The organism is Streptomyces sp. NPDC004561, assembly GCF_053602155.1.
The window spans coordinates 1-23,589 of record NZ_JBSGDB010000033.1 but is presented as its reverse complement, the minus strand read 5'-3'; the positions used below and the strand labels follow the sequence as shown (position 1 = coordinate 23,589).

Annotated in this window: 18 protein-coding genes; 10 read left to right on the top strand and 8 right to left on the bottom strand. The window is 72.6% G+C overall.

The genetic code is table 11. From position 1 onward, the window contains the following. Positions 1 to 25: 25 nt before the first annotated feature. Together ACWEN3_RS07170 and ACWEN3_RS07165 are read right to left on the bottom strand one after the other, a co-directional pair. The gene (locus tag ACWEN3_RS07170) at positions 26 to 1,534 is read right to left on the bottom strand and encodes an FAD-binding oxidoreductase (protein ID WP_452966760.1); all 1,509 of its coding nucleotides are present in this window, start codon (positions 1,532 to 1,534) and stop codon (positions 26 to 28) included. Between the two features lie 312 nt (positions 1,535 to 1,846). Continuing rightward, positions 1,847 to 3,007: an alpha-hydroxy-acid oxidizing protein gene (locus ACWEN3_RS07165; protein WP_452966758.1), complete on the bottom strand. Its 1,161-nt coding sequence runs from the start codon at positions 3,005 to 3,007 to the stop codon at positions 1,847 to 1,849. 266 nt (positions 3,008 to 3,273) lie between these two features. On the opposite strand from ACWEN3_RS07165, the gene ACWEN3_RS07160 reads away from it, so the two are divergent. Continuing rightward, positions 3,274 to 5,739, top strand: a complete 2,466-nt coding sequence (locus ACWEN3_RS07160; RefSeq protein ID WP_452966754.1) for a SpoIIE family protein phosphatase — start codon at positions 3,274 to 3,276, stop codon at positions 5,737 to 5,739. A gap of 13 nt (positions 5,740 to 5,752) precedes the next feature. Here the strand turns inward: ACWEN3_RS07160 and ACWEN3_RS07155 are convergent, their stop codons facing one another. Beyond that, complete coding sequence (locus ACWEN3_RS07155; protein WP_452966751.1) at positions 5,753 to 6,655, bottom strand: NADP-dependent oxidoreductase; 903 nt, start codon at positions 6,653 to 6,655, stop codon at positions 5,753 to 5,755. An 84-nt stretch (positions 6,656 to 6,739) separates the two neighbouring features. Next, the gene (locus ACWEN3_RS07150; protein WP_452966749.1) at positions 6,740 to 7,810 is read right to left on the bottom strand and encodes an alkene reductase; all 1,071 of its coding nucleotides are present in this window, start codon (positions 7,808 to 7,810) and stop codon (positions 6,740 to 6,742) included. A gap of 245 nt (positions 7,811 to 8,055) precedes the next feature. Here ACWEN3_RS07150 and ACWEN3_RS07145 point away from each other — a divergent pair, with 245 nt between their 5' ends. The 3 genes from ACWEN3_RS07145 to ACWEN3_RS07135 all read left to right on the top strand — a co-directional run bounded on the left by ACWEN3_RS07145 (position 8,056) and on the right by ACWEN3_RS07135 (position 10,585). Beyond that, positions 8,056 to 8,589 carry a MarR family winged helix-turn-helix transcriptional regulator gene (locus tag ACWEN3_RS07145; protein WP_452966746.1) on the top strand — a complete coding sequence of 178 codons (534 nt, stop codon included), beginning with the start codon at positions 8,056 to 8,058 and terminating at the stop codon, positions 8,587 to 8,589. Positions 8,590 to 9,084: 495 nt separating this feature from the next. Continuing rightward, positions 9,085 to 9,843 (top strand): SDR family oxidoreductase, encoded by a 759-nt coding sequence (locus ACWEN3_RS07140; protein ID WP_452966743.1) that lies wholly within the window; start codon positions 9,085 to 9,087, stop codon positions 9,841 to 9,843. Positions 9,844 to 9,967: 124 nt separating this feature from the next. Continuing rightward, a complete protein-coding gene (locus ACWEN3_RS07135) occupies positions 9,968 to 10,585 on the top strand; it encodes a VOC family protein (RefSeq protein ID WP_452966740.1) in 618 nt (205 codons plus the stop codon). A gap of 7 nt (positions 10,586 to 10,592) precedes the next feature. Here the strand turns inward: ACWEN3_RS07135 and ACWEN3_RS07130 are convergent, their stop codons facing one another. Next, on the bottom strand, positions 10,593 to 11,171 hold the full coding sequence (locus ACWEN3_RS07130; RefSeq protein ID WP_452966737.1) for a hypothetical protein: 579 nt from the start codon (positions 11,169 to 11,171) through the stop codon (positions 10,593 to 10,595). Positions 11,172 to 11,342: 171 nt separating this feature from the next. On the opposite strand from ACWEN3_RS07130, the gene ACWEN3_RS07125 reads away from it, so the two are divergent. The 4 genes from ACWEN3_RS07125 to ACWEN3_RS07110 all read left to right on the top strand — a co-directional run bounded on the left by ACWEN3_RS07125 (position 11,343) and on the right by ACWEN3_RS07110 (position 15,770). Then, positions 11,343 to 13,013, top strand: coding sequence for a serine hydrolase (locus ACWEN3_RS07125; RefSeq protein WP_452966735.1), 1,671 nt, complete (start codon positions 11,343 to 11,345; stop codon positions 13,011 to 13,013). Between the two features lie 129 nt (positions 13,014 to 13,142). Then, complete coding sequence (locus ACWEN3_RS07120) at positions 13,143 to 13,601, top strand: DUF485 domain-containing protein (RefSeq protein WP_452966733.1); 459 nt, start codon at positions 13,143 to 13,145, stop codon at positions 13,599 to 13,601. Next, complete coding sequence (locus ACWEN3_RS07115; RefSeq protein ID WP_452966730.1) at positions 13,598 to 15,208, top strand: sodium/solute symporter; 1,611 nt, start codon at positions 13,598 to 13,600, stop codon at positions 15,206 to 15,208. Before ACWEN3_RS07120 ends, ACWEN3_RS07115 begins: the two co-directional genes overlap by 4 nt. 415 nt (positions 15,209 to 15,623) lie before the next feature. Continuing rightward, the gene (locus tag ACWEN3_RS07110) at positions 15,624 to 15,770 is read left to right on the top strand and encodes a hypothetical protein (RefSeq protein ID WP_452966728.1); all 147 of its coding nucleotides are present in this window, start codon (positions 15,624 to 15,626) and stop codon (positions 15,768 to 15,770) included. Between the two features lie 33 nt (positions 15,771 to 15,803). Here ACWEN3_RS07110 and ACWEN3_RS07105 read toward each other — a convergent pair whose 3' ends face one another. From ACWEN3_RS07105 to ACWEN3_RS07095, 3 genes are all read right to left on the bottom strand, one after another. Next, entirely contained in the window at positions 15,804 to 17,087 is a 1,284-nt protein-coding gene (locus ACWEN3_RS07105) for a phosphatase PAP2 family protein (protein ID WP_452966726.1), read from the bottom strand. Between the two features lie 384 nt (positions 17,088 to 17,471). Continuing rightward, on the bottom strand, positions 17,472 to 18,824 hold the full coding sequence (locus tag ACWEN3_RS07100; RefSeq protein ID WP_452966723.1) for a serine hydrolase domain-containing protein: 1,353 nt from the start codon (positions 18,822 to 18,824) through the stop codon (positions 17,472 to 17,474). A gap of 95 nt (positions 18,825 to 18,919) precedes the next feature. Continuing rightward, positions 18,920 to 19,882, bottom strand: coding sequence for a M56 family metallopeptidase (locus ACWEN3_RS07095; protein ID WP_452966783.1), 963 nt, complete (start codon positions 19,880 to 19,882; stop codon positions 18,920 to 18,922). Positions 19,883 to 20,177: 295 nt separating this feature from the next. Here ACWEN3_RS07095 and ACWEN3_RS07090 point away from each other — a divergent pair, with 295 nt between their 5' ends. Together ACWEN3_RS07090 and ACWEN3_RS07085 are read left to right on the top strand one after the other, a co-directional pair. Then, positions 20,178 to 20,810: a phosphatase PAP2 family protein gene (locus ACWEN3_RS07090; protein WP_452966721.1), complete on the top strand. Its 633-nt coding sequence runs from the start codon at positions 20,178 to 20,180 to the stop codon at positions 20,808 to 20,810. A gap of 186 nt (positions 20,811 to 20,996) precedes the next feature. Continuing rightward, complete coding sequence (locus tag ACWEN3_RS07085; protein ID WP_452966719.1) at positions 20,997 to 23,543, top strand: amino acid permease; 2,547 nt, start codon at positions 20,997 to 20,999, stop codon at positions 23,541 to 23,543. Positions 23,544 to 23,589: the final 46 nt, after the last annotated feature.

The following is a 23,589-nucleotide window of genomic DNA, read 5'->3' as shown; positions in this document are numbered from 1 at the left end:
GCCGGTGCCGTAGGGGTTTGCTCGGTCAGCAGGACGCGGGCGGGACGCTCTGGTCGTACTGGAAGACGTTGCGCGGGTCGTACTTCGCCTTGATCTTGCGCAGCCGGTCGAAGTTGGAGCCCCAGTAGGCGGTCTCCCAGTCCTGCAGGGCGATGTTCGGCACGTTGACGTAGGCGCCGGCCACGTAGGGGCGCAGTGCCTGGCTGAACTCGGCGATCCAGGCCTGGGCCTGCGGGGTGAGCGGGTCGCAGATGCCCGGCTGGTCACTGCGCTTGCCCCAGCCGACGCCGGGCTCGGCGTAGAAGAGCGAGTCGCGGTGCGGGAACGCCGTACCGCCACGGGGGCTCTTCCTGACCGCCCCGCCGAACGCCTGGAGGAAGTAGTTGCTGTCGTCCGTGGGGGCGTCCTTCATGAACGAGGCGACCACGTCGATCGCCCTGGTCGGGAACGGCTTCTTGACGAACTGCGAGTAGAACTTCCAGTTCGCGGGTTCGACCTCGATCGGGACCTGGAATCCCGCGTACACGTCGCCCCAGTTGCCCACCTGCGTCGTCACCTTGGGGCTGCCGATCGACAGGAGCGGGGCCAGCAGCTTCTTGGCCTCCGCGGGCGTTCCTTCCGGGAGGACCCCGAACAGCAGGGTCTGGTTCCGGTGGAACTCGAGCTGGGTGCCGAGGCGGTCGTCGGTGAACGGCATGGTGCGCTGGTAGGTCTCGAAGAGCCTCCGCAGGTCGCCCAGTCCGTCCCACGTGGCCTGCAGATACGTGACGCTCTTCAGCGGGGCCAGCTTGTAGGTGAGCGAGGTGACGATCCCGAAGTTGCCGTTGCCCGCTCCGCGCAGCGCCCAGAGCAGATCCGAGTGGTGGTCCAGATCGACCTTGACCACCTTGGCGCACTCGCCGCCTTCGGCGACGACGATCTCGGCGCCGATCAGGCTGTCGCACGCCATGCCGAGCCAGCGGGTGAGGAAGCCGAAGCCGCCGCCGAGCGTGGCGCCGGAGAGGCCCACGCTGCCCTCGGTCCCCGTCGTCACCGCGAAGTTCTTCTTCGCGAGTGTGGTCACCGCTTCCAGCTGGTTGAGTCCGGAGCCGACCGTCGCGATGCGAGCGCCGCTGTCGATGTGGACCGACTTCAGCTCGCTGATGTCGATCACGAGGCCGCTGTCGACGTTCGACCAGCCCTCCAGGGCGTGGCGGCCGCTCCGGATCCGCAGCGCCACGTCGTTCTGCCGCGCCCACGTCAGGGCGTTGACCACGTCCTGGGTGTTCTGGGCGAAGACGATGACCAGCGGGTAGTGGGAGAAGAGCTGGTCCCAGCCGAGGCGCGCGTCGGTGTACCCGGGGTCGCCGGGGCGGACGATGCGGCCGGTCAGTTTCGCCGGCCCGCATGCCGCCCCGTACGGCTCGGTCGCGGGGGCCTCGGCCGCGGCGCTCGCGCCGGGAGCTTCGGCTGCCGCGACGCCGGGCACGACGACCGCGCCGGCACCGGCGACCGCCGTCGCCTTGAGCATGTTGCGACGGGAAAAGTCGTTCATGGTCCGTGTCCTCTCGACCACCAGCTGGCGCGAATCTGTCCGTTATGGACGATTTATGCGAAGTGGACGGTAGCAAGGATGATCACGGTGGACCGTCTCGACACGCTCTCCACCACGATCGATGTCCCCCACGCCGTCCGGCGCGAAGACCGCTCAGGCCGGCCGACGGGCCCGGTACGCACGGCCCCGCGGGCGATGCCCCAGCGGGTTGTCCGGCTGAGCCGGACGGCGGACAGGGCGCGGGCTCCGTCGGCGTCGGCGAGTCGGACGCCCGCGTGCTCCATGCCTGGCACGGGATGCGGGCCGGCCGTGTCAGGTGAGGCGGCGGAGGGCCTCGGGGGTCAGGTCGGCGAGGGTGGGGTAGCCGTCGACGGCCATGATCAGATCGGCCTCGGCGAGCAGGGACCGCAGGACGTGGACGACGCCGGCTTCGCCGCCGTAGGCGAGGCCGTACGTGTAGGGGCGGCCGATGCCGACGGCGGTGGCGCCCAGGGCGAGGGCCTTGACGACATCGGCTCCCGTGCGGACGCCGGAGTCGAACAGGACGGGCGTGCCGTCGGCGGCCCGGACCACGCCGGGCAGGGCGTCGAGGGCGGGCAGCCCGCCGTTCGCCTGGCGTCCGCCGTGGTTGGAGCAGTAGACGGCGTCCACGCCGCCGTCCTTGGCGCGGCGGACGTCGTCGGGGTGGCAGATGCCCTTGAGGATCAGCGGCAGGTCGGTGATCGAGCGCAGCCACGGCAGGTCGTCCCAGGTGAGGGGGTTGCCGAAGATCCTCACCCACTCGGCGACCGCGGCCGCCGGGTCGTCCTGCGGGCTGCGGGCGAGGCGGGCGCGGAAGACGGGGTCGCTGGTGTAGTTGGTCAGGCAGTGCCCGCGCAGCTGGGGGAAGTTGCTGACGGCGAGGTCCCGGGGGCGCCAGCCGGTGATCCAGGTGTCCAGGGTGACCACGACGCCCTTGAACCCGCCCTTCTCGGCGCGGTGGACCAGGCTCTCGGCCAGTTCCCGGTCGGTGGGTGTGTAGAGCTGGAAGAAGCCCGGGGTGTCGCCGAGCTCGGCGGCGACCTGCTCCAGTGGGTCGACGGTCAGGGTGGAGGCGATCATCGGGACGCCGGTGCGGGCGGCGGCGCGGGCCGTGGCGAGATCGCCGTGGCCGTCCTGTGCGCACAGGCCGAGCACGCCGACCGGGGCCATGAACAGCGGTGAGGGCAGGTGCGTCCCGAAGAGGTCGACGGACAGGTCCCGCTCCGTGGCCCCGACCATCATGCGCGGGACGAGGCCCCAGCGTTCGAACGCGGTGACGTTGGCGCGCTGGGTGCGCTCGTCGCCGGCTCCGGCCATGACGTAGGAGCGGACCGAGGCGGGCATCGCGGCCTGAGCCAGTGGCTCCAGTTCGTCGTAGGTCATCGGGAAGCGCGGCACCACCCCGCGCAGCCCGTCCATGTAGATCTCGTCCTGGTAGTCGCCGTACGCCACGATCCGGCCCTCCTTCACGCCCGCCGGGTGCGGACCCCTCGAAGTCCACAATGGGAGACCGATGCGTGAAGGGCGCGACGTGCGGGACGTGGTCTGTCGCTCGGGCCCGCCGCATCCCGGTACGTGCCGGGGCCTCTCACCAGTGGCTTCGGCGGCGCGAGGGAAGGCCCCCTCCGCGTCCTTCCTCGAAGGGGCGGGCGGAACACGAGGGTGCGGACGGGGAGCGAGGAGAGGAGCATCGGAGGAACGGAGGCAGGGTGGTGCTTATGGCGACGCCGTCGATGCTGTTCAGCGAGAGTCCGGACGATCCGTTCGCCCTCGGGCGGGGCGCCTCGGCGGTGCTCGACGATCACGGCACGGTGGTCGGCTGGAGCCCACGCGCGCAGGAGCTGCTGGGCTATTCGGCCAAGGAAGTGATCGGACGGCCGTGGCAGGACCTCCTGATCGACGCCCGTGATCTGCCTGTCGCGCGGTCCGTCGTCGTGGACGCCCTCAGGACGGGAGGCTGGTACGGCGTCCTGCCCGTCCGGCACCGCGAGGGACGGCGGGTGGACATGGGCTTCCGGGCCCGGGCGATCACGCGGGACGGGGACAGCCAGGAGTGGCTCCTGGTCGGGGCCCCCGCCGCGGACGTCATCGCCTGGCAGCGGGACCGGGCGCTGCTGGACGGCCTGTACCACCGGTCCCCGATCGGTCTGGCCACGTACGGCCCGGACCGCAGGGTGATTCGGATCAACCGGGCGATCGCCAAGGCGAGCGGTGTCCCGGCCGAGGCGCCGGTGGGCCGTCGCCCCAGCGAGTTCATGGTCGAGGAGGACGCGGGTCCGGCCGAGGAGCGGGTGCGGCACGTCCTGGAGACCGGCGAGCCGCTGATCTTCACGGAGCAGTCCGCGCGAACCCTCCACGATCCGGGCCGGGAGCGGATGGTGTCCGTCTCGGCCTTCCGGATGGAGGACTCCTCGGGCCGGGTCCTCGGCGTGGCGGAGACGATCGAGGACGTGACCCAGCGCTACCGGGCCCGGCGCAGACTCACCCTGCTGAACGAGGCGAGCGCCCGCATCGGGACCTCGCTGGACGTGGCACAGACCGCCCGGGAGCTGGCCGAGGTGGCGGTCGACGGCCTGGCCGACCACTGCTCCGTGGACCTCCTCAAGGCGGTGACGTCCGGTGACGAACCGTCCGGCGGTGTGGCGGGTCCGCTGTTCCGGGCGGCTCTCTCGCCACCGGAACGCCGGATCCCCTGCCAGGAGGGCGAGGTGGTCCCGCTCTTCCCGGAATCCCCGCAGGCGCGGTGCCTGGCCGAGCGCCGGACGATCCTCGAACGGCTGCTGTCCCTGCGCCCCGAGTGGTACGCCATGGACAGACGGCGGATCGAGGTCGCCCTGGGGCTCGGCGTTCATTCCCTGATCGTGGTGCCCCTGGTGGCGCGCGGCCTGGTACTGGGCGTCGTCAGTCTGTGGCGGGCGCGCCATTCGGAGCCCTTCGAGGACGACGACGCCGCGGTCGCCCAGGAGTTCGCCTCGCGCGCGGCCGTCTGCATCGACAACGCGCGCCGCTTCACCCAGCAGCAGAGCGCCGCGCTGACGCTCCAGCGCAGTCTGCTGCCGAGCACGGTGTCCGACCTGCCGGCCGTCGAGGTGGCCTGCCGGTACCTCCCCGCGAGCCGTGAACCGGGCATCGGCGGTGACTGGTTCGACGTGATCCCGCTGTCGGGAGCCCGGGTCGCCCTCGTCGTGGGGGACGTGGTCGGCCACGGGATCCACGCCGCGGCCTCCATGGGACGGCTGCGGGCCGCGGTGCGCACCCTGGCCAGCCTCGACCTGGAACCCGACGAGGTGGTGGCCCGGCTGGACGATCTGGTCAGCCTCCTGGCCGCCGAACTGGAGGCGAACGCCGACGGCAGCCCGTCGGCGTTGGACCAGGTGCTCGGGGCCACCTTCCTCTACGCGGTCTACGACCCGGTCTCCCGGCGCTGCTCCCTGGCCCGCGCCGGCCACCCGGCACCGGTGATGACCACCCCGGACGGTCAGGTGACCGTGCTCGACCTGCCCGCGGGGCCACCGCTGGGCCTCGGGGGACTGCCCTTCGAGACGTACGACCTCGATCTCCCGGAGGGCAGCCTGCTCACGCTGTACACCGACGGCCTGCTGGAGGCGCGCAGCGGCGACGTCGACGCCGCCCTGGAGACCCTCGGCGAACGCCTCGCGCACCCCGCGGATCCGCTGGACCACACCTGCCGCGCCGTGGTCGACGCGCTGCTGCCCGACGACCACGTCCCCACCGACGACGTCGCGCTGCTCATCGCCCGTACCCTGGTGCTGCCGCCACAGAACGTCGCCTCGTGGCAGCTCCCCCTGGAGGCGACCGCCGCCGCCCGGGCGAGGGAGCTGACCACGGCGAAGCTGGCCGAGTGGGGGCTGACGGAACTCGCCTTCACCACCGAGCTGGTGGCCAGCGAACTCGTCACCAACGCCTATCGGTACGGGGACGGACCCGTCACGCTGCGGCTGATCCGTACGCACTGCCTGGTCTGCGAGGTGTCGGACGGCAGCCACACCTCCCCGCACCTCCGGCGGGCCCTCAGCTTGGACGAGGGCGGGCGCGGGCTCTTCCTGGTCGCGCAGCTCACCGAGCGGTGGGGCGCCCGCTACACCCACGACGGCAAGACGGTCTGGACGGAGCAGTCGCTGCCGCCCGCCGCCGGCCGCGAACCGCCGCCGAGGGCGGGCTGACCGGCCCGGTGGGTCAGGGCAGCAGGACGGCCTTGCCGTGGTTGCGGTGGGCCTCCAGGTCGGTGTGGGCCTGTGCGGCCTCCGCGAGGGGGTAGGTGCGCCAGATCGGCACGTCGAGCCCGCCGGCCGCGGCCAGCCGCACCAGCTCCGGCAGGGCGTCCGCGGCCTGGTCGCCGCCGACGCTGAAGCGGACGCCGTGCTGTGCGGCGGACATGTCGGCGATGGTGATGACGCGCGCGCTGTCACCGGTCAGGGCGACGGAGTCGGCGAGCACGCCGGCGCCGGAGGCGTCGAAGACGTAGTCGACCCCCTGCGGGGCCGCCGCCCTCACCCGCTCCGCCCAGCCGTCGCCGTAGCGGACCGCGGTGGCTCCGAGCGCGGTGAGACGGTCGAGGTCGTGCTCACCCGCCGTTCCGACGACGGTGATGCCGCGTGCGGCGGCCAGCTGCACCGCGACGGTGCCCACACTGCCGCCCGCGCCGTGGACGAGCAGCGTCCGGCCCTCGCGCACGCCCAGCTCCCCGAGGACGCGGGACGCGGTCAGGCCGACCGTGACCAGCGAGGCGGCGACCTCCCACGACAGGGACTCGGGCTTGGCGACCGGCCGGTCGAGCAGCGCGTACTCGCTGTAGCCGCCGCCGACGGCGGAGCCGAGAACCTCGTCCCCCACGGCCGCCCCGGCCCCCTCGCCGACGGCGTCGACGACACCGGCGACGTCCAGGCCGGGCGTCACGGGGAAGTGGGCGGGGACGGCGCCGGCCATCAGACCGGACCGGAGCTTCATGTCGAGGGGGTTCACGGAGGCGGCCCGCACGCGGATCCGGACCTGGCCCGGGCCGGGCTCCGGCGCGGTGACCTCCGTCAGCCGCAGCACCTCGGGTGCGCCGTACTCGGAGTATGTGATCGCTTTGGACATCGGGAACTCCATGGTGGAAACCGGTGGGGGAGGGGGCCGCACATGCTCTGAATCACTGTGCGGCCATATCGGTGGGGTCGCCGCTCAGGCGGTGAGTGCGGGGTAGTCGGTGTAGCCGCGGTGGTCGCCGCCGTAGAAGGTGGCCTGGTCCGGGGCGTTGAAGGGGCCGCCGGCGGCCAGCCGCCGGGGCAGGTCGGGGTTGGCCAGGAACAGCGCCCCGTAGGCGATCATGTCCGCGCTGCCGTCCTCGATCAGCTTCAGCGCCTCGGGGCCGGTGACGTCGGGGTGGGTGAACGGGTTGAGGACGAACGTGCCGGGCCAGGCCTTGCGCAGCCGCGCGGTCAGGCCACGGTCCGGTCCCTCCAGCACGTGCAGATAGGCGGGCTCCAGGCCGGCGAGCCGGTCCAGCAGGGCGGGGTAGACCTCGCCCGGGTTGTCCTCGGCGATGTCGTTGTACGGGTTGCCGGGCGAGATCCGCAGGCCGACCCGGTGGCCGCCGATCTCCCGGGTCACGGCCGTGACGACCTCCACCGCGAAGCGGATCAGGCCCTCGGTGGTGCCGCCCCAGGCGTCGGTGCGCCGGTTGGCGCCGGGCGCGAGGAACTGGTGGATCAGATAGCCGTTGGCGCCGTGGATCTCCACGCCGTCGAACCCGGCCTCGACGGCGTTGCGGGCCGCGGCGGCGAAGTCGGCGATCGTCTGCCGGATCTCCGCCTCGCTCAGCTCCCGCGGTGTCACGAACTCCTTCGGGCCCTCGTGGGTGAAGACCTGGCCCTGGGCGGCCACCGCCGACGGCGCGACCGGCACCAGGCCCTCGGGCAGCAGGCTCGGGTGGCCGATCCGGCCGGTGTGCATCAGCTGGGCGAAGATCACGCCGCCCTCGCGGTGCACGGCGTCGGTCACGGTCCGCCACGCCCGCACCTGCCCGGGGGTGTGCAGGCCGGGGGTGTCGGGGTAGCCCTGGCCGACGGGCGAGGGCTGGACGCCCTCGGTCACGATCAGTCCGGCACCGGCGCGCTGCGCGTAGTAGGTCGCCATCAGCTCGGTCGGCTCGGCGCCGGGCCCGAAGGCGCGGCTGCGGGTCATCGGTGCCATCGCGATGCGGTTGGCGAGGGGCTTGCCGCCCAGGTCGAACGGGTCGAAAGCAGTGGTCATGGCTCTTCCTCGGGGTGAGTGCCGCCGTGTGGCGCGGGCGCTCCGGTGTCCTACCGGGGCGATTGCCTGTCCGAACAAGTAAATCACCTGTCCGAACAGGTAAATCCGCCGCATCCATCCCGAGGTCGGTTGTGAAGCACGTCACACGCTCTGACGTGGGGATTCCCTTGCCGAGGCTCAGAAGGCTCATGGCGGAGCCCCCGAGGGGTAGGGTTAGGTTGCTCGGGCAGGAAAGTGAGGGAGAGATGGCGCAGTCCACACCGGAGGCCGGAAACGGATGGGGTCCGGCCGGGCCGGGGCAGGAGGCCACCGTCCCGGTGCCGGCCGCGGCCGGCAGCGGTCCGATCAGTCACGCGATCTTCCGCCTGGCGCGCCTGCACCGCATGTTCGCGGGACAGCTGCTGCGCCGTATCGGCCTTCACCCGGGCCAGGAGCTGGTCATGATGCACCTGTGGGAACTCGGCCCCCAGCGACAGGCCGACCTGGTGCGCCTGATGGACTCCGACGCCGCCACCATGACCCGCACCGTCCGGCGCCTGGAGCAGGCCGGCTTCGTCCGCCGCCGCCCCTCGCCGACCGACAAGCGCGCGTCCCTCATCGAACCCACCGCGGCCAGCCATGGGCTGCGTCGCGAGGTCGAGCGGGTCTGGGCCCAGCTGGAGGACCTCGTGACGGCGGACCTCGACGCCGGCGAGCAGGCCACGGCCCTGCACACGCTGGAACGCCTGGAGCACAACCTCGTCCGGGCCACCGCCGGTCCCACGGGCACAGAGGACTGACACCCCTGGGGGGCGGGCGGTCGAGCGGCTTACGTACGACGGCTCCCGGGCGCCGAGGGCGGCGCGATGCGTCAACGCCCGCCGAACGGAGCCCAATTGGCCGCGATGCCGCCGTACCGGGCCGGTTTCCCACCCCGCGTTCGGGCTCCGGGGCCCGGATGCAGGTCGGCCGGACGAGTGACAGACTGGAGCTCCGGCGGTCCGGGGCGGACTGCGTCGGCCTGCTCGGCCACAGGCGCACATGCCTCGAAACACCGCCCGCGGCCAGGGCTTCCGCGTCTTCGTCGTGCCCCACCACCGGACGACGCCGGGCGACTGCTTCGCCGGGGGCGCCCGTCGGGATGCGGGCCGACACCCGCGTGGACACCACCGCTCGCCCCGGCCGGGAACCGGGCTGCCACGTGACCCTCGTCCGCGCCCGGGAGACACGGAGGTGATCATGCGTGGCGAACGGAGCGACGTACGGGAACCGTGTACGGACGGCGGTGAACTCCGGTGAGCGCGACCGGGGATGGAGCCGCCGCGGCACGTGAGGGACTGGCCGGGCAGACGGTCGTGGTGGTGGGGGGCAGCGCGGGCATCGGTCTGGAAACCGCTCGGCAGGTGCGTGCGGCCGGTGGCGAGGTCGTGCTCGCGGCGCGGAACGCCGAACGCCTGAAGCGGGCGGCGGACGAGCTGAACCCGCTGAGCACGGCCGCGTTCGACGCCCAGGACACCACTCGCCTGGAGCGCTTTCTCCTGGAACTGCCCGGGCGGGTCGACCATGTGCTGGTCACGGCGGGCAGCCCGTCGTACACGCCCCTCTCCGAGATCGACCTGGCCGACGCCGGACGTGACTTCGGCAGCCGTATCGCGATGATGCTGGCGGTGGCGCGGGCGGCCCGGGAGAAGGTCAGGGCCGGGGGAACGCTGCTGTTCATCGGCGGGACCGGCGGCCGGCGGCCCGCGCCCGGGATGGCCGTGATGGGCGCCCTCACCGCGGCGCTGCCCGCGCTGACCGCCAACCTGGCACTGGAGGTCGCCCCGGTCCGGGTCAACCTGATGGCGGCCGGGTTCGTGGACACACCACTGTCCGCCGCCCTCCTCGGCGACCAACTCGAGGCACGACGGGAGCAGTTGAGGAAGACGCTGCCCATCGGCCGGGTGGTCGGTCCGGCGGATGTCGCCGCCCTGGCGCTGCACATCATGGTCAACGGCGCGCTCACCGGCGCCACTTACGACATCGACGGCGGCCAACAGCTCGTCGCGCACTGACCGCGTGATCCGCGGGCCCCGGCCCCGGGAGCGGCGCGGGCCTGCCGGCGCCCCGTAATCCGCCCCCGCTCACGCGGCGGATGCGGCCGCACCGGTATCCCCTCCGAGACGAGAGGCGCAAGCCATGGACATGAAATTCGAGGTCGTCGTGGTGCCGGTGTCCGACGTCGACCGGGCCAAGGACTTCTACACCGGGCTGGGCTGGCGGCTCGACGCGGACATCGCCCCCGCCGGGGACTTCCGGGTGGTGCAGGTGACCCCGCCGGGCTCCCCGGCGTCGGTCATCTTCGGCACGTCGGTCACCGAACAGGCCCCCGGCTCGGCGCAGGGTCTGCACCTGGTCGTCGACGACATCGAGGCCGCCCGGGACGAGCTGAAGCGGCGCGGCGCCGACCCCGGCGAGGTCTTCCACGACGCCGGGGGCGTCTTCCACCACGCCGGCACCGACGCCCGGGTGCCCGGTCCCGCTCCGCAGCGCGGCAGCTACGGCTCCTTCCTGTCGTTCGCCGACCCGGACGGCAACGGCTGGCTCCTCCAGGAGGTCACCACCAGGCTCCCGGGGCGGCTGGATCCCGCGACCACCTCGTTCGCCTCCGCCGGGGACCTGGCGAGCGCCCTGCGGCGGGCCGAGGCGGCGCACGGCGAGCACGAGGCGCGCACCGGCGAGCAGGACCCCAACTGGCCGGACTGGTACGCGCGGTACATGGTGAGCGAGCGGGCCGGAACGGAACCGCCGTCGTAAGCCCGCGTCACCGGGGTCCGTTGCGCACCCAGCGGTGCCGGGGCGGAAGCGCGGCACCCGGAGGGACGAACCGGTATCCACCCATCGGCACGGGGACGACGACGGGCCGGCGCATGACCTCCTCGAACCAGCCGGCGGCGATCCGGCCGAGGTGTTCCGGGGGCCCGGCGGCGGTCAGCGGCCGCACGTGCCCGGTCGGCTCCGGGGTCTGGGGGTTCTGGCTGTGCCGCTCGCCGCAGAAGAGCCGGTCGCCGAGGACGGTCACGCCCAGCGTCATGAAGATCAGGCCCCTGCCGCCCTCGCGCCGGTCGACCAGTTCGGCGATGAGCGTGAGGATCTCCTCTCCGCGGGCCACCGCCTCGTCCAACTCGGCCAGGTAGGCGGCGTGTTCGGCCGGGGGCTCCCACCGGGGGCCCCGCGCGGGGGCGAGTCCGTCCTCCTCGTCGTCGTCCTCCGGCCCGAAGACGAGTACGGCGGTGGAACTGGCCCGGCACTGCGGCCAGGAGCGGGCGGACTGCCTCACGACGTCCACGAAGGCTTCCTGCGCGCCGTTCAGTTCGTCGGCCCCGAACCAGTCGTCGTACACACGGACGAGGCTACGCGGTGGAAGGGCGCTCGATCGGGTGATTCAGGAGGGGCGGCTGCCGCGCCGGTCGCCGGCACCGCGCGGGTGATCTCCCGGGTGCGCAAGTGCTGCGCGTATGCCTTGAATGTACGGGATGTGCGTGGACGGGCGTGACGGAAGGCGGGTCCTGACGTGGTGGAAGCGGCTTCGCCGGGCTCCGGGGACACCGTGGCGTACCGGATTCGCGGCGGAAGGCTGCGCCGGCACGCCCTGGTGGGCGCGGCCGTGGTGCACCTGGGGGTGTTCGGGGTCGTCCTGTCCGGGTGTGCCGACCGGCTGGGCATCGCCGCCGGCAGCCCGTCCGCCGCCGCGTCGCTCGCCCCCACACCGCCGAAGCAACCGCCGCCTCAACTGACGCCGGAGCAGGTGAACGCGGCCGTGGACCGGCTCGACGGCCTGGTGCGCGACGCGATGCGGCAGACCGGGGTGCCGGGGGTCGCCGTGGGCGTCGTCTACCGCGGCAAGGTCGTGTACGAGAAGGGCTTCGGCGTCCGTGAGCTGGGCAGGAGCGCCAGGGTCGACCCCGGGACGGTCTTCCAGCTGGCGTCGCTGTCGAAGCCGCTGTCGTCCACCGTCGTCGCCGGGGCCGTGGGGCGCAAGGTCGTGGGCTGGGACGAGCCGGTGGTCGCCCATGACCCGGGCTTCGCGCTCAAGGACCCGTACGTGACCGCGAACGTGACGGCCGCGGACCTGTTCTCGCACCGCAGCGGACTGCCCGACCACGCGGGCGACCTGCTTCAGGACCTGGGCTACCAGCGCGACTACATTCTGCGGCACCTGCGGCTGGAACCGCTGACTCCGTTCCGCGCGAGCTATGCCTACACCAACTACGGCCTCACCGCGGCGGGGGTGACGGTGGCCGACGCGGCGGGGACCAGCTGGTCGCGGCTGGCGGCGGACACGCTGTTCAAGCCCCTGGGGATGGACCACTCCAGCTACCGGCGCGCCGACTACGACAAGGCCGCCGACAGGGCGTCGGCCCATGTCGAGGTCAACGGCCGCTGGAAGCCCTCCACCACCGAGAACGCCGACAGCCAGGCGCCCGCGGGCGGTGCGAGCTCGACGGTCGGCGACCTCACCCGCTGGATGCGCCTGCAACTGGACAACGGCGCGTTCCAGGGGCGGCAGCTCATCGACCCGGCGGCCCTGGACCGGACCCGTGTCCCGCACTCCGTCGCCATGGCCCCGCTCGCCCCGGCCGGTGAGCCGGGCTTCTACGGGTTCGGCTGGAACGTCGGCTACGACGACCGCGGACGGCTGCGCCTGAGCCATTCCGGCGGCTTCGAACTGGGCGCCGCGACCGCGGTCACCCTCCTGCCCGGCGAACGGCTCGGCATCGTGGTGCTGACGAACGGACAACCCGTCGGCGTGCCCGAGGCGGTGGCCGCCGCGTTCTTCGACATCGCCCAGCACGGGAAGCGGACGGTCGACTGGCTGCCCTTCTACGGGAAGGTGGTGCGCGCCGCCGTCTACACGGGCGTCTCCCCGACGAACTACGCCAAGCCGCCTGCCCGTGCCACACGGGCCCAGGCCGCCGACGTCTACACGGGCACCTACGCGAACGACTACTACGGGCCGGTCACCGTCACCAGCGACGGCAGCGGCAACCTGAGCATGACACTGGGCCCGCGGAAGATGTCGTTCCCCTTGAGGCACTACACAGGGGACACCTTCAGCTACCGGACCCAGGGCGAGAACGCCGTCGGCCTGTCCGGTGTCACGTTCCACACGTCCTCCGGCAAGGCCACGAGCGTCACCATCGAGCACCTCGACGCCAACGGACTGGGCACCTTCACCCGCTGAGGGCGCGCTGTTGCGGTCGGGCGGTTTGCGAGAAGGCTCGCGCACCCGCATACCTACGAGTAGCGTGCGCTCACCCCCCCCCGCTCCCTGCGGTCCGCACGGGCCCCGAGCCACGCAAGGAGAGACGGGATGACAGACGCGTTCTCGTCCCCCGACTACCAGCCGCACCACCCAGCACCGCCGTACCACCCCTCGTTCGACGCACCGTCCCCGTTCACCGCCCGCCCCTGGCCGCCGCGACCGCAGCCGGAGCCCGGCAGCGGGGGCACGCACCCCGGGGCGCCCGGCCGGCACAGCGATCTGCGTCTGCTGCGCGGCGCCTACCGCTTGCAGCGGCGGGTGGCGACGTTCACGGCCCTCGGGTACTTCACCGTCTTCCTCGTGCTGTCCGCGTTCGTGCCGTCGCTGATGACGGGCACGGTCTCGGGCGGACTGTCCCTGGGGCTGCTGCTCGGGGTGCTCCAGGTTCCCGTCACCTGCCTGGCGATCGGGCTGTACGAGTTCACGGCGCGCCGGAGGGTCGACCCGATCGCACACCGCATCCGCAGACAGGCCGAGCCGGCTGCTGGGCGGGGGGCGTCGCGGTGACCGGATTCAGCAGTTCCGCGCAGGCCATGTCGCTGGTGGCGTTCACGGCGATCGCCACGATCACGCTGCTGCTGTGCGTGATGACCGGGCCCGACCGGGACGACCTCGACGAGTTCTACACGGGGTACGGCTCCCTGTCGCCGATGCGCAACGGCCTCGCCATCGCCGGTGACTACATCTCCGCGGCGACGGTCCTCTCCACCGGCGGGGTCATCGCCGTCTTCGGGTACGACGGCGTCGTCCTGGCGCTGAGCATCGCCCTCTCCCTCATGCTGCTGATGTTCCTGCTGGCCGAACCGCTGCGCAACGCGGGCCGGTTCACCATGGGCGACGTGATCGCGCGGCGGATGCCGGGCCGGGCGGTGCGCATGGCCGCGTGCGCCACCACCATCATGGCCCTGGTGCCGATGATGCTGGTCCAGCTCGCGGGCACCGGTGATCTGCTGGCGTTCATCCTCGGCTTCTCCGGCGATTCGCTGAAGACGGGGTGCGTCATCGGGATCGGCGCGCTGATGATCAGCTACGCGGCGATCGGCGGCATGAAGGGCACGGCCCTCGTCCAGATCCTGAAGATCATGATGCTGCTCGGGTCCGGCGCCGTCGTCGCCGTGCTGATCCTGCGGCACTTCGACTGGGACCCGGGCGCGCTGCTGGCCGCGGCGGGGCGGCAGAGCGGGGCGGGGTCGGCCTTCCTCCACTCGGGCCTCGAGTTCGCGGGCGGGCCCTACCCCCGGCTCGACATGATCAGCACGGAGCTGACCGTCGTACTGGGCAGCGGCTGTCTGCCGCACGTCACCATGCGCATGTACACCGCGAGCAGTGCCCGGCAGATCCGCCGCTCGATGTCGTGGGCGGTGCCGTGCGTGGCCGTCTTCATGCTGATCATCACGGTCGTGGCCTTCGGCGCGACGGCGCTGGTCGGGCGTGCGACCGTCGCGGGCGCCGACCCGCAGGGCACGACGGCCTATCTGCTGGGCTCCCGGGCCGTGTTGGGGGCGGACGTGTCGACGGCGGAGACGCTCCTGTTCACCACGGTCACGACGGCGCTCTTCCTCACCCTGCTCGCCTCGGTCGCCGGGATGATCCTGGCCTGCGCCAACTCCCTCGCCCACGACGTGTTCGCCGCCCGCAAGCGGGAGACGGCCCCGCCGCGCGAGATGGCCCTGGCCCGCCTGTCCGCCCTCGCCGTCGGTGCCCCCACCATCCTGCTGGCCACCCTCGTCCAGCACCACAACCTGCAGCCGCTGGCCCTGCTGTCGGCCTCCATCGGCGCCTCCGCCCTGGCACCGGCGCTGGTCTACAGCCTCTTCTGGCGCCGCTACACCCGCACGGGCCTGCTGTGCACCCTGCTCGGCGGCGCCCTGGCCACCGTCGTCCTGATGACCGGCACCAATCTGGTCTCGGGCTCGCCCTTCTCCGCCTTCCCGAGAGCCGACTTCAACTGGTTCCCGTTCACCACGACGGGCCTGGTCTCCGTCCCCCTGGGCTTCGCCCTCGGCTGGGCCGGGACGATGCTCTCCGGGCGGCAGAAGGCGGAGGAACAGCGCCGGCAGTACGAGGCGGTCGAGGGCTGGATCCTCGCCGGGGCGAGCCGCCGACGGGGATGAGATCCCGGGCCGGCGCGCCGTACGAACGGCCCTGGGCCCGCTCTTCATGGACGCCGCCCGACGGGCCGCAGCCGGCTCGGGGGACCGGCCACGGCACCGTCGTGGCCGGGGCCGCCACCAGGAAGGGGAACGTGCCTCGGCACACCTTCCCGGGTTGCCGGACGGCCGCTTCTCATGCGCGGCCGAACGAGTGGTCGTGCCCCGGCACGGCGCGATCGAGAACGAGCGGGCGACCGCGTGTCCCCGCGAGGGTTTCCGGTGTTGTTCACGGCGGAGGGCCCGGTCCTGGAGAGCGGCCGGGCCCCGCAACGCGCACGGCGTCCCCCGCGCCGGAGGACCGGAGCGGTCCGAGCGGCGCCCCCCGATCCGATCCGCCCCGCCGGTCCCTGCCGCGGCGGCCCCGCAAGGCGCCTGTTTGCACTGGAGGGATCCGGGCCCGCTGCTGACCGGCGGCCGGCAGCAGGCCCTGGACACCCTCGCGGCCGATGTCGCGGCCTGGCTCTCCTGGTACCGGCGCACCGTGGTGCTGGACGCACTCGAATACCTGCACCAGCACCGTTGACCGGGCACGCGGGCCCGGGGCGCGCGGCGGGGCTCAGGCCGGCTCGGGCTGCGGTTCCGGCCGTCGCAGCGGTGCCGCCTTCGGCTCCCAGAGCCTGGTGGTCCGCACATAGCCGCGCACCACCGAGGCCATCGCCAGAACGAGGACGGGCCCGAACACCCACGGATGTTCGGCCATCTTCAGCGGCAGACAGCGGTACGACACCAGGAGCGCGGCGAAGACCGTCACGCCGTGGACGACCAGCAGGATTCCGGGCCGCTCCCAGCCGCGTTCGAACGAGCGCAGCGCCGCCTCGATCGTGAGCGCGAACACCACTCCGGCGAGGAGGTCCACGCCGTAGTGATAACCGAATCCCAGCGTCGCGCCGAGCGTGGCGACCAGCCAGAACGTTCCCGCGAACCGCAGAATCCGTGGGCCCTTGCGGGAATGGACGAAGATCGTGGTGGCCCATGCCGTGTGCAGGCTGGGCATGCAGTTGCGCGGGGTGATCTCGTCGAAGGGAATGGAGTGCGGGGGCGTGACCGGCGACGGGGTGTTCGGCCACAGCTCGGCCACCGCCCAGTGCCCGCCCTCGGCGCCGTAGGCGAAGACCGGTCCGACGACCGGGAAGACCATGTAGACGGCCGGTCCGAGGAGGCCGATGACCAGGAAGGTGCGCACCAGATGGTGGCGGGGGAAGCGGCGTTCGGCCGCCACGTGGCGCAGTTGGTAGAACGCGACGACGACCGCGGCCACCGCGAGCTGGATGTAGACGTAGTCGAGAACGTGGGCGCCGACCGGGCCGGTGGCCCGGACGATCCGGCCCGCCAGCCATGAGGGGTTGCCCAGCGCGTGATCGGCGGTCGCCGCGTACTGGTCGAGCACCGAGGGGTGGGTCTTCGAGGTGATGAGCAGCCAGGTGTCGCCGGTCTTGCGGCCGGTCACCAGCAGCAGGCCCAGCCCGACGCCCTTCAGCAGCAGGACGCGTTCCCGGCCCGAGCGGCGGGTGACGGCGACGACCGCCCAGCCCAGGATCACCCACAGCGCGCCGTTGCCGAAGGGGTGGCCGTCGGTCACCTCGACGCCGGCGGCCCACCGTACGAGCGCGAAGGCGGCGTCGATGCCGATGGCGGCGCCGGCCGCGATGAACCGTTCCCGCCAGGTGAGCACCACCATCGTCAACGCCATGCTGGCGTACAGCAGGAAACCGGACTTGGGCGGGAGAACGACCTCTCGCACCTGGGTGGTGACAGGCCCCGGCAGGCCGTAGTGGCGTGCGGCGATCTCCAGCGTGACGAGGAACGCGAGAACTCCCGCACCCGCCGTGGCCCACAGCACCGCTCTCGGTCGGCACCACGTGGCGGACTTGATTCTGCGGCATGTTCGCGAAAGCGCACGCGGTGCTATGGGTATCAATTGTTCGGCCGATTTGTCGGAGATGAGGGCGCTCGTCGCGGGGTCGGTCATGCCGTCCGGGCGGCGCGGGACGTTTTTGTTCAACAGCAGAGCGCCCACGTGTCGAGCACGGCGTGCGGGGACGACGGAACCCCGTTGTGCCTGGGCCGGCGGGACCCCGGTCCGAGGAGGGCGGGCCCGCAGAGGCGTTCGGTGCGCACGCGGCTCAGGATGGCGGGGTCGTCGAACTGCATGACCGGATCTTTTCAACCAAGTTCACGTCTTGGCCACCCCATTGTTCGGAAGATGGGGCGGTGTTCGCGGCCCCTAGCCGGCGGGGGTGGGGAGGGAGAGGCCGGCGTAGACCTGGTTGAGGACGGTGGGCAGCAGTGCGTTGGCCGTGGTCTGGCCCTCGGGCGACAGGGTGAGGTTCGTCCAGATCACGAGCGTGACGTCGTGGTCCGGGTCGTAGCCGATGAAGGAGTTGAAGCCGGGCAGTTCGCCGCCGTGGTAGTACATCGCGGCCTTCGGGCCGAAGCGCTGGTACGAGATGCCGTACCCGTACTTCTGGCCGCCGGACGCGGCCGGGCCCTCGGCCCGCGGGCTGCGGAGCCACTGCCGCTGCATCGCCGGGGCCAGGACCTTGCCGGTGACCAGGGCCCGGATCCAGGTGGCCAGGTCGTCCGCGGTGGAGACGGCGCCTCCGGCGGCGCCGGAGTAGGAGGGGTTCATGTGCGTGTAGTCCCTCGGCCGGAGCTTCCCGGACCGGGCCGCCGCCCGCAGGCCGGCGGGGTAGGGCCGGTCGACCAGCGCGTAGGCGGAACCGCCGTACATGTAGCCGTGGGACCAGGGCGCGGGGAGGGACAGGTCGCCGGTGCCGGGCAGCGAGGTGCCCGCCAGCCCGAGCGGGGTGAACAGCCGGTCCCGGAGCTGCCGGGCCGGCAACCGGCCGCCCGCTCTCTCGGCGACGAGGCCCAGCAGGACGTAGTTGGTGTTGTTGTACTCGTACGACGTGCCGGGCGCGAAGCGCGGCGGGTGCCGGAACGCGATGGCCAGCATCTCCCGCGGTGTCACGGCCCTGCCCGGGTCGGCGTCCAGACGGGCCGCGAGTTCGGGCGCGTCGGTGTAGTTGTAGAGCCCGCTGCGCATCTCCAGCAGCTCGGCGATGGTGATGTGCGTGCCGCCCGGCACGCCGGGCACGTAGGCCGACACCGGGTCGCTCAGCCGGAGCCTGCCCTCCTGGGCCAGCAGGAGGATCAGCGCCGCGGTCATGGTCTTGGTGTTGGAGGCGATCCGGAAGTGGTCGCCCGTGGTGGGGGTCCGCGCTTCGCCCAGCTCGCTCGTGCCGACGGTCGCCCGGAAGGTTCCCTGCGGAGTGCGCAGCAGGACGACCGCGCCGGGGACCATGAGCCGTTTCGCCGCCCTCGCCACGGCCGACCGGAACGCGGCCGGATCGACGGGCCTCAGCGCCGACGGGGTGGCGGCGGAGGCGCTCGCGGTCGCCGCGGGAGGGGCCGATGCGTCGGAGAGCGCCGTGAGACCCGGCCCCGGGGGCAGGGCGCAGCCCGCGACCAGCAGGGCCGTGCACGACGCCGAAAGCACCAGGCGGCGGGTGGTGCGCGAGGCCCCGGAACCCGCACCCGCCGGGTTCGCGGCGTCGTCGGTCCGGGGAATCCTCATGCCAGCCCCACAGTCCCTGCGGTCGGCGGTGCGCGGCCGGAGAGCCGCAAGGGAATTTTATTGCCTTTCGGTGCTTATGGGGATTCGGGGCGGGATCATCCGGAGCCCGCGAGTTCGAGCAGCACGTGCAGGTCGTGGGCGGCGGCGAAGGCGCACAGGGCGTTGGAGCCGACCACCGCGAGTGCCGCGGCCAGCGGCAGCGCGGCGTGGCCGAGCGGGGACGCCTGGGCGCGCGGTGCCGCGAGGAGGGCGGCGACCCGGCGGGGGACGGGGCCGGCGGCGGCCAGGGGGTCGCGGCGTCTGCCGAGCAGGCCGAGCACGGCGTCCGTGAGACGGCGCCGGGAGGGATGCCTGGCCGTGGCCAGGGCTGCCTTTCCGACCGCGCGGGCCACCTGCCGGCGGTCGCCGCAGACGGTCACGGCGCTCTCGTCCGCCCAGCGCTCCACCGTGTACGTGACGGCCGGCGCCACCGGCCGCAGCAGCGGGTTGAGGGCGACGGCCAGATGGGTCACCGCGACGAAGGCGTAGTGATGGCAGCGCAGGTGGGCGGCCTCGTGCGCGAGCATCGCCGCGCGGTCGGCGTCGTCGAGCGCCTCCAGCATGCCGGTGGAGACGACGACACGGCCGGGGAGGCCGGGGAGCGCGTAGGCGTCGGGGGCGGCCTCGGTGACGACGACCAGCCGGTCGGGCCCCGGAAGGCAGGCCGCCTCCAGCGCGGCGGCCGCCAGCGCGCGTATCCGCCGCCAGAGCATGCGCGCCCCCGCCCCCGCGGCGACGGCCAGCACCACGCCCGCGGCGACCGCCTCGATCACGGACACGGAGTCGCCCGCGCGCACGGTGGACAGCGACCAGTTCCCGAGTCGCGCGGCCGGTGACCAGCGCACCAGCCCCGCGACCACAAGTACCCCGAGCGCCGCCAGGCTGAGCGCGGCCAGGGCCAGCGCAACCGTCGTGAGCAGCCAGGTCGCCAGGCGGGGTTCCAGGCGGTCGGCCAGTGGGCGGGCCGTCAGCGCCGCGGGCAGCGGGAACAGCAGCGGCACATAGACCAGCAGGTGCATCAGCACGGCGGCTCGCCCTCTCGCCGGCGGATCGCCCGGGAGCGGCCGCCGTGGCCGCTCGGCGCGCCGGTCCCTCGGTGGCGGCGGTCTACTGGAAGCCGTAGGGAGTTCACCAGTTGGCTACCTTCGCCGCCATCGTCTACAGTCACGTAGACGTTCTACATCACGTAGAAGATCACCGCCAAGCCTGCCGTCTGCGCCCGCAGCCGCGCGCACGCGCGCAGCGCCCCGCGGGGGCCACCGGACGTCGTACGGGCCCGGCCTGCAGACCTGAGCACCTGGGAGAGTCCACTCGATGATGCACCTCGCATTCGACGGATCCGGCCTCGACGGTTCGCTGTTCACCACCGTCACCGACCTGGCCCGTGATACGAAGTGGCTCAACACGCCGCTCGCCCTGTGGACCAACGCGGGCCTCGGAGTCTTCGCCGTGCTCATGGTCTGGGGCTGGTGGAACGCCCGTCGCCGCGACACCGCCGCCATGACCCTCGCCCTGGCCGCGCCCGTCGCCGTCGTGGTCGCCTTCGCCGTCGCGGAGGTCGCCAAGAAGCTGGTCGCGGAGGTGCGGCCCTGCTACTCGATGCCCCACGACTACTTCGTGGACGCCTGTCCCGGACGCGCCGACTACGCCTTCCCCAGCGGCCACAGCACCACCGCCTTCGCCACCGTCGCCGCCCTGTGGCTGCTCGACCGCCGCCTGTCGGCCGTCGCCGCCGCCTTCGCCCTCTTCGAAGGCTTCACCCGCGTCTACCTCGGCGACCACTACCCCCACGACGTGCTCGGCGCGGCCGTCCTCGCCCTGCCCGTCGCCTATCTGGTGAGCCGCGTCCTCGGTCGCGTCGCCGTCCCCCTCGTCGGCCGGCTGAGCGCCGGAGTGCTGAGCCCGGTGCTCACCGCGGCCCCCCTCGGAGCCCGCGCGGCCCGCTGATTTCCGGGGGCCGCCGGCACGGTGCCGTGTGACCGGTGGCTCCTCTGATGCCCCTGCGCTGTTGCGGAGGGCAGTGGCCCGGCGTTGGAATCAAGTGTGAGGCTCTTCGGCAGTGCCGTGTCGGCCGGCCGCCCCGCTCCAGGCACAGGGGCCGGCCGGAAAGGGCTCAAGAACGACGCCCTGGGCATGTTCTCCTCGGTCGCCATGGGCCTGGCCTCCACCGGCCCGGCCTACAGCCTCGCGGCCACGCTCGGCATCATCGTGGCCGGGGTCGGGCTGCAGGCGCCGATCGTCACCATGCTGGCGTTCATCCCGATGCTCCTGGTGGCGTACGCCTTCCGGGAGCTCAACGCGAGCAACGCCGACTGCGGGACCACCTTCACCTGGGCCACCCGCGCCTTCGGACCGCGCGTCGGCTGGATGGGCGGCTGGGGCCTCATCGTCGCCAACATCATCGTCATGGCGAACCTCGCCGACGTCGCGGCGTCCTACGGCTTCCGGCTGGTGGGCCGGGACGACCTGGCCGACAACCGGCTGTGGATCACCGTGGCCGGCCTGGTCTGGATCGTCCTGCTGACCGCGATCTGCTACGTCGGCATCGAGTTCTCGGCGGCCGTCCAGCGCTGGCTGCTGTGCCTCGAAGTGGTGATGCTGATGATGTTCGCCGTCTCCGCGCTGGTCCGGGTCTACACCGACCCGCCCCCGACGGCGATCCATGTCTCCCTGTCCTGGTTCAACCCCTTCGGCGTGTCCTCGGTGAAGGCCATGACCTCGGGCATCCTCGCGGGCGTCTTCATCTACTGGGGCTGGGACACCGCGTTCTCGGTCAACGAGGAGACCGTCGACAGCACGCGCATCCCGGGGCGCGCCGCGGTCCTGTCCACCGTGCTGCTCCTGGGCATGTACGGGCTGGTGTCCACCTCGGCGCAGGCGTTCGCGGGAGTCGGCACCTCGGGCACCGGGCTCGGCAACGCGCACAACTCGGACGACGTGCTCTCCGGACTGGGCGACGCCGTGTTCGGCAGCCGCGGCGCGGGCCTGGCCCTGTCGAGTCTGCTGATCCTGATGGTGCTGACCTCGGCCCTGGCCTCGGCCCAGACCACCATCCTGCCCCTGGCCAGGACCGTCTTCTCCATGGCGGTCCACAAGGCCGTCCCGTTCCGGTTCGCCCGGGTCCACCGCAGGTTTCTGACCCCGACCTGGGGGACCATCGGCATGGGAGCGGCCTCGGTCGCCGTGCTGCTCCTGCTGTCGTCGTTCAGCCGGAACATCCTGGCCGACTCGATCGACTCGGTCGGTCTCGCGATCGCGTTCCAGTACGGAGTCACCGGCTTCGCCTGCGTCTGGTACCACCGCAGGGTCCTCACCCGCAGCGGCAAGGACCTGTTCTTCAAGGGTGTGCTGCCCGGGCTCGGCGGGCTGATCATGCTCCTGCTGTTCCTCTACGCCGCCTTCGTCGTCTACGCCAGCCCCAGCTACGGCACGACCACCGTCCATCTGCCGCTGATCGGAAGGACGGGCGGGGTCACCGTGCTGGGCCTGGGCGCCCTGCTGATCGGCCTGCTGCTGATGCCGGTGGTCACCCGGGGCCACAGCGTGGCCCTCAAACTCCAGCGGAGCCTGCTTCCGGGCCGGCTGCCGCCGCATGCCGCCATCGACTCGGCGAGCCGGTACCAGCCCGCCGACAGCGGATCCGGGGTGGGCGGCGACTGGTACGACGTCATCCCCCTGTCGGGCACCCGGGTCGGCCTGGTCGTCGGGGACGTGCTCGGCCACGGCCTGCGCGCCGCGGCCACCATGGGGCGGCTGCGCACGGGGGTGCGCGTGCTGGCCCGCCTGGACCTGACCCCGGACGAGCTGCTGTCCCGCCTGGACGACCTGGTCGACCAGACCGCGCACGAGAGCGGGGCGGACCGCGGCCCGGGCCGCCGCAGGCATCCCGCCGACGAGGCACTCGGCGTGACCTGCCTGTACGGGGTGTACAACCCCGTTTCGGGGAAGTGCAATCTGGCGCGGGCCGGAGAGCCGGTGCTGGCGGTCGTGGGGCCGCACGGGGGCGTCGAGTACCCGAAGCTGCCGCCCGGACCGCCGCTGGGCATCGGTGGCCCGCCCTACCAGAGCACGGTGCTGGACATCGCGCCGGGCAGTCTCGTCGCCTTCTTCACGGGCGGCCTCCTCCAGGCGGCCGACAACCGTGACCAGGGGCTGGCGCAGCTGTCCCAGGTGCTGGACGGCGACCGGAGATCCCTGGAAGAGGTGTGCGACCAGGCGGTGAGCGCCATGCTGCCCGGCCCGGTGGACGTGGACGCGACGCTGCTCCTGGTCCGCACCCGCCTGCTCGACCGCAACCAGTTCGCCCAGTGGGCACTGGCCCCGGACCCGGCGGCGGTGGCCACCATCCGCACCGCCGTCAGCAAGCAGCTGAACGACTGGGGACTGGACGAGCTGTCGTTCACGACCGAGCTCATCGTCAGCGAACTGGTCACCAACGCCATCCGCTACGTCGGCGGCCCGATCGAGGTACGCCTGATCCGCGACCGCCACCTGATCTGCGAGGTCTCCGACACCGGCCACACCACGCCCAATCTGCGGCACGCCGCGAGCGACGACGAGGGCGGCCGGGGCCTGTTCATCATCGCCCAGATGACCGAGCACTGGGGCACGCGCTACACCGCCACCGGCAAGACCATCTGGACCGACCAGGCCCTCTCACCGGTCTCGCGGCCAGCCTGATCGCATGGGTGAACGGATGGCTGATCGACTCCCCGTTCCAGGTGAC

Coding starts and splice junctions, on each gene's coding strand:
- ACWEN3_RS07170 (WP_452966760.1), bottom strand. CDS start 1,534: ATGAACGACTTTTCCCGTCGCAACATGCTCAAGGCGACGGCGGTCGCC.
- ACWEN3_RS07160 (WP_452966754.1), top strand. CDS start 3,274: ATGGCGACGCCGTCGATGCTGTTCAGCGAGAGTCCGGACGATCCGTTC.
- ACWEN3_RS07155 (WP_452966751.1), bottom strand. CDS start 6,655: ATGTCCAAAGCGATCACATACTCCGAGTACGGCGCACCCGAGGTGCTG.
- ACWEN3_RS07150 (WP_452966749.1), bottom strand. CDS start 7,810: ATGACCACTGCTTTCGACCCGTTCGACCTGGGCGGCAAGCCCCTCGCC.
- ACWEN3_RS07145 (WP_452966746.1), top strand. CDS start 8,056: ATGGCGCAGTCCACACCGGAGGCCGGAAACGGATGGGGTCCGGCCGGG.
- ACWEN3_RS07135 (WP_452966740.1), top strand. CDS start 9,968: ATGGACATGAAATTCGAGGTCGTCGTGGTGCCGGTGTCCGACGTCGAC.
- ACWEN3_RS07120 (WP_452966733.1), top strand. CDS start 13,143: ATGACAGACGCGTTCTCGTCCCCCGACTACCAGCCGCACCACCCAGCA.
- ACWEN3_RS07100 (WP_452966723.1), bottom strand. CDS start 18,824: ATGAGGATTCCCCGGACCGACGACGCCGCGAACCCGGCGGGTGCGGGT.
- ACWEN3_RS07095 (WP_452966783.1), bottom strand. CDS start 19,882: ATGCACCTGCTGGTCTATGTGCCGCTGCTGTTCCCGCTGCCCGCGGCG.
- ACWEN3_RS07090 (WP_452966721.1), top strand. CDS start 20,178: ATGATGCACCTCGCATTCGACGGATCCGGCCTCGACGGTTCGCTGTTC.
- ACWEN3_RS07085 (WP_452966719.1), top strand. CDS start 20,997: ATGTTCTCCTCGGTCGCCATGGGCCTGGCCTCCACCGGCCCGGCCTAC.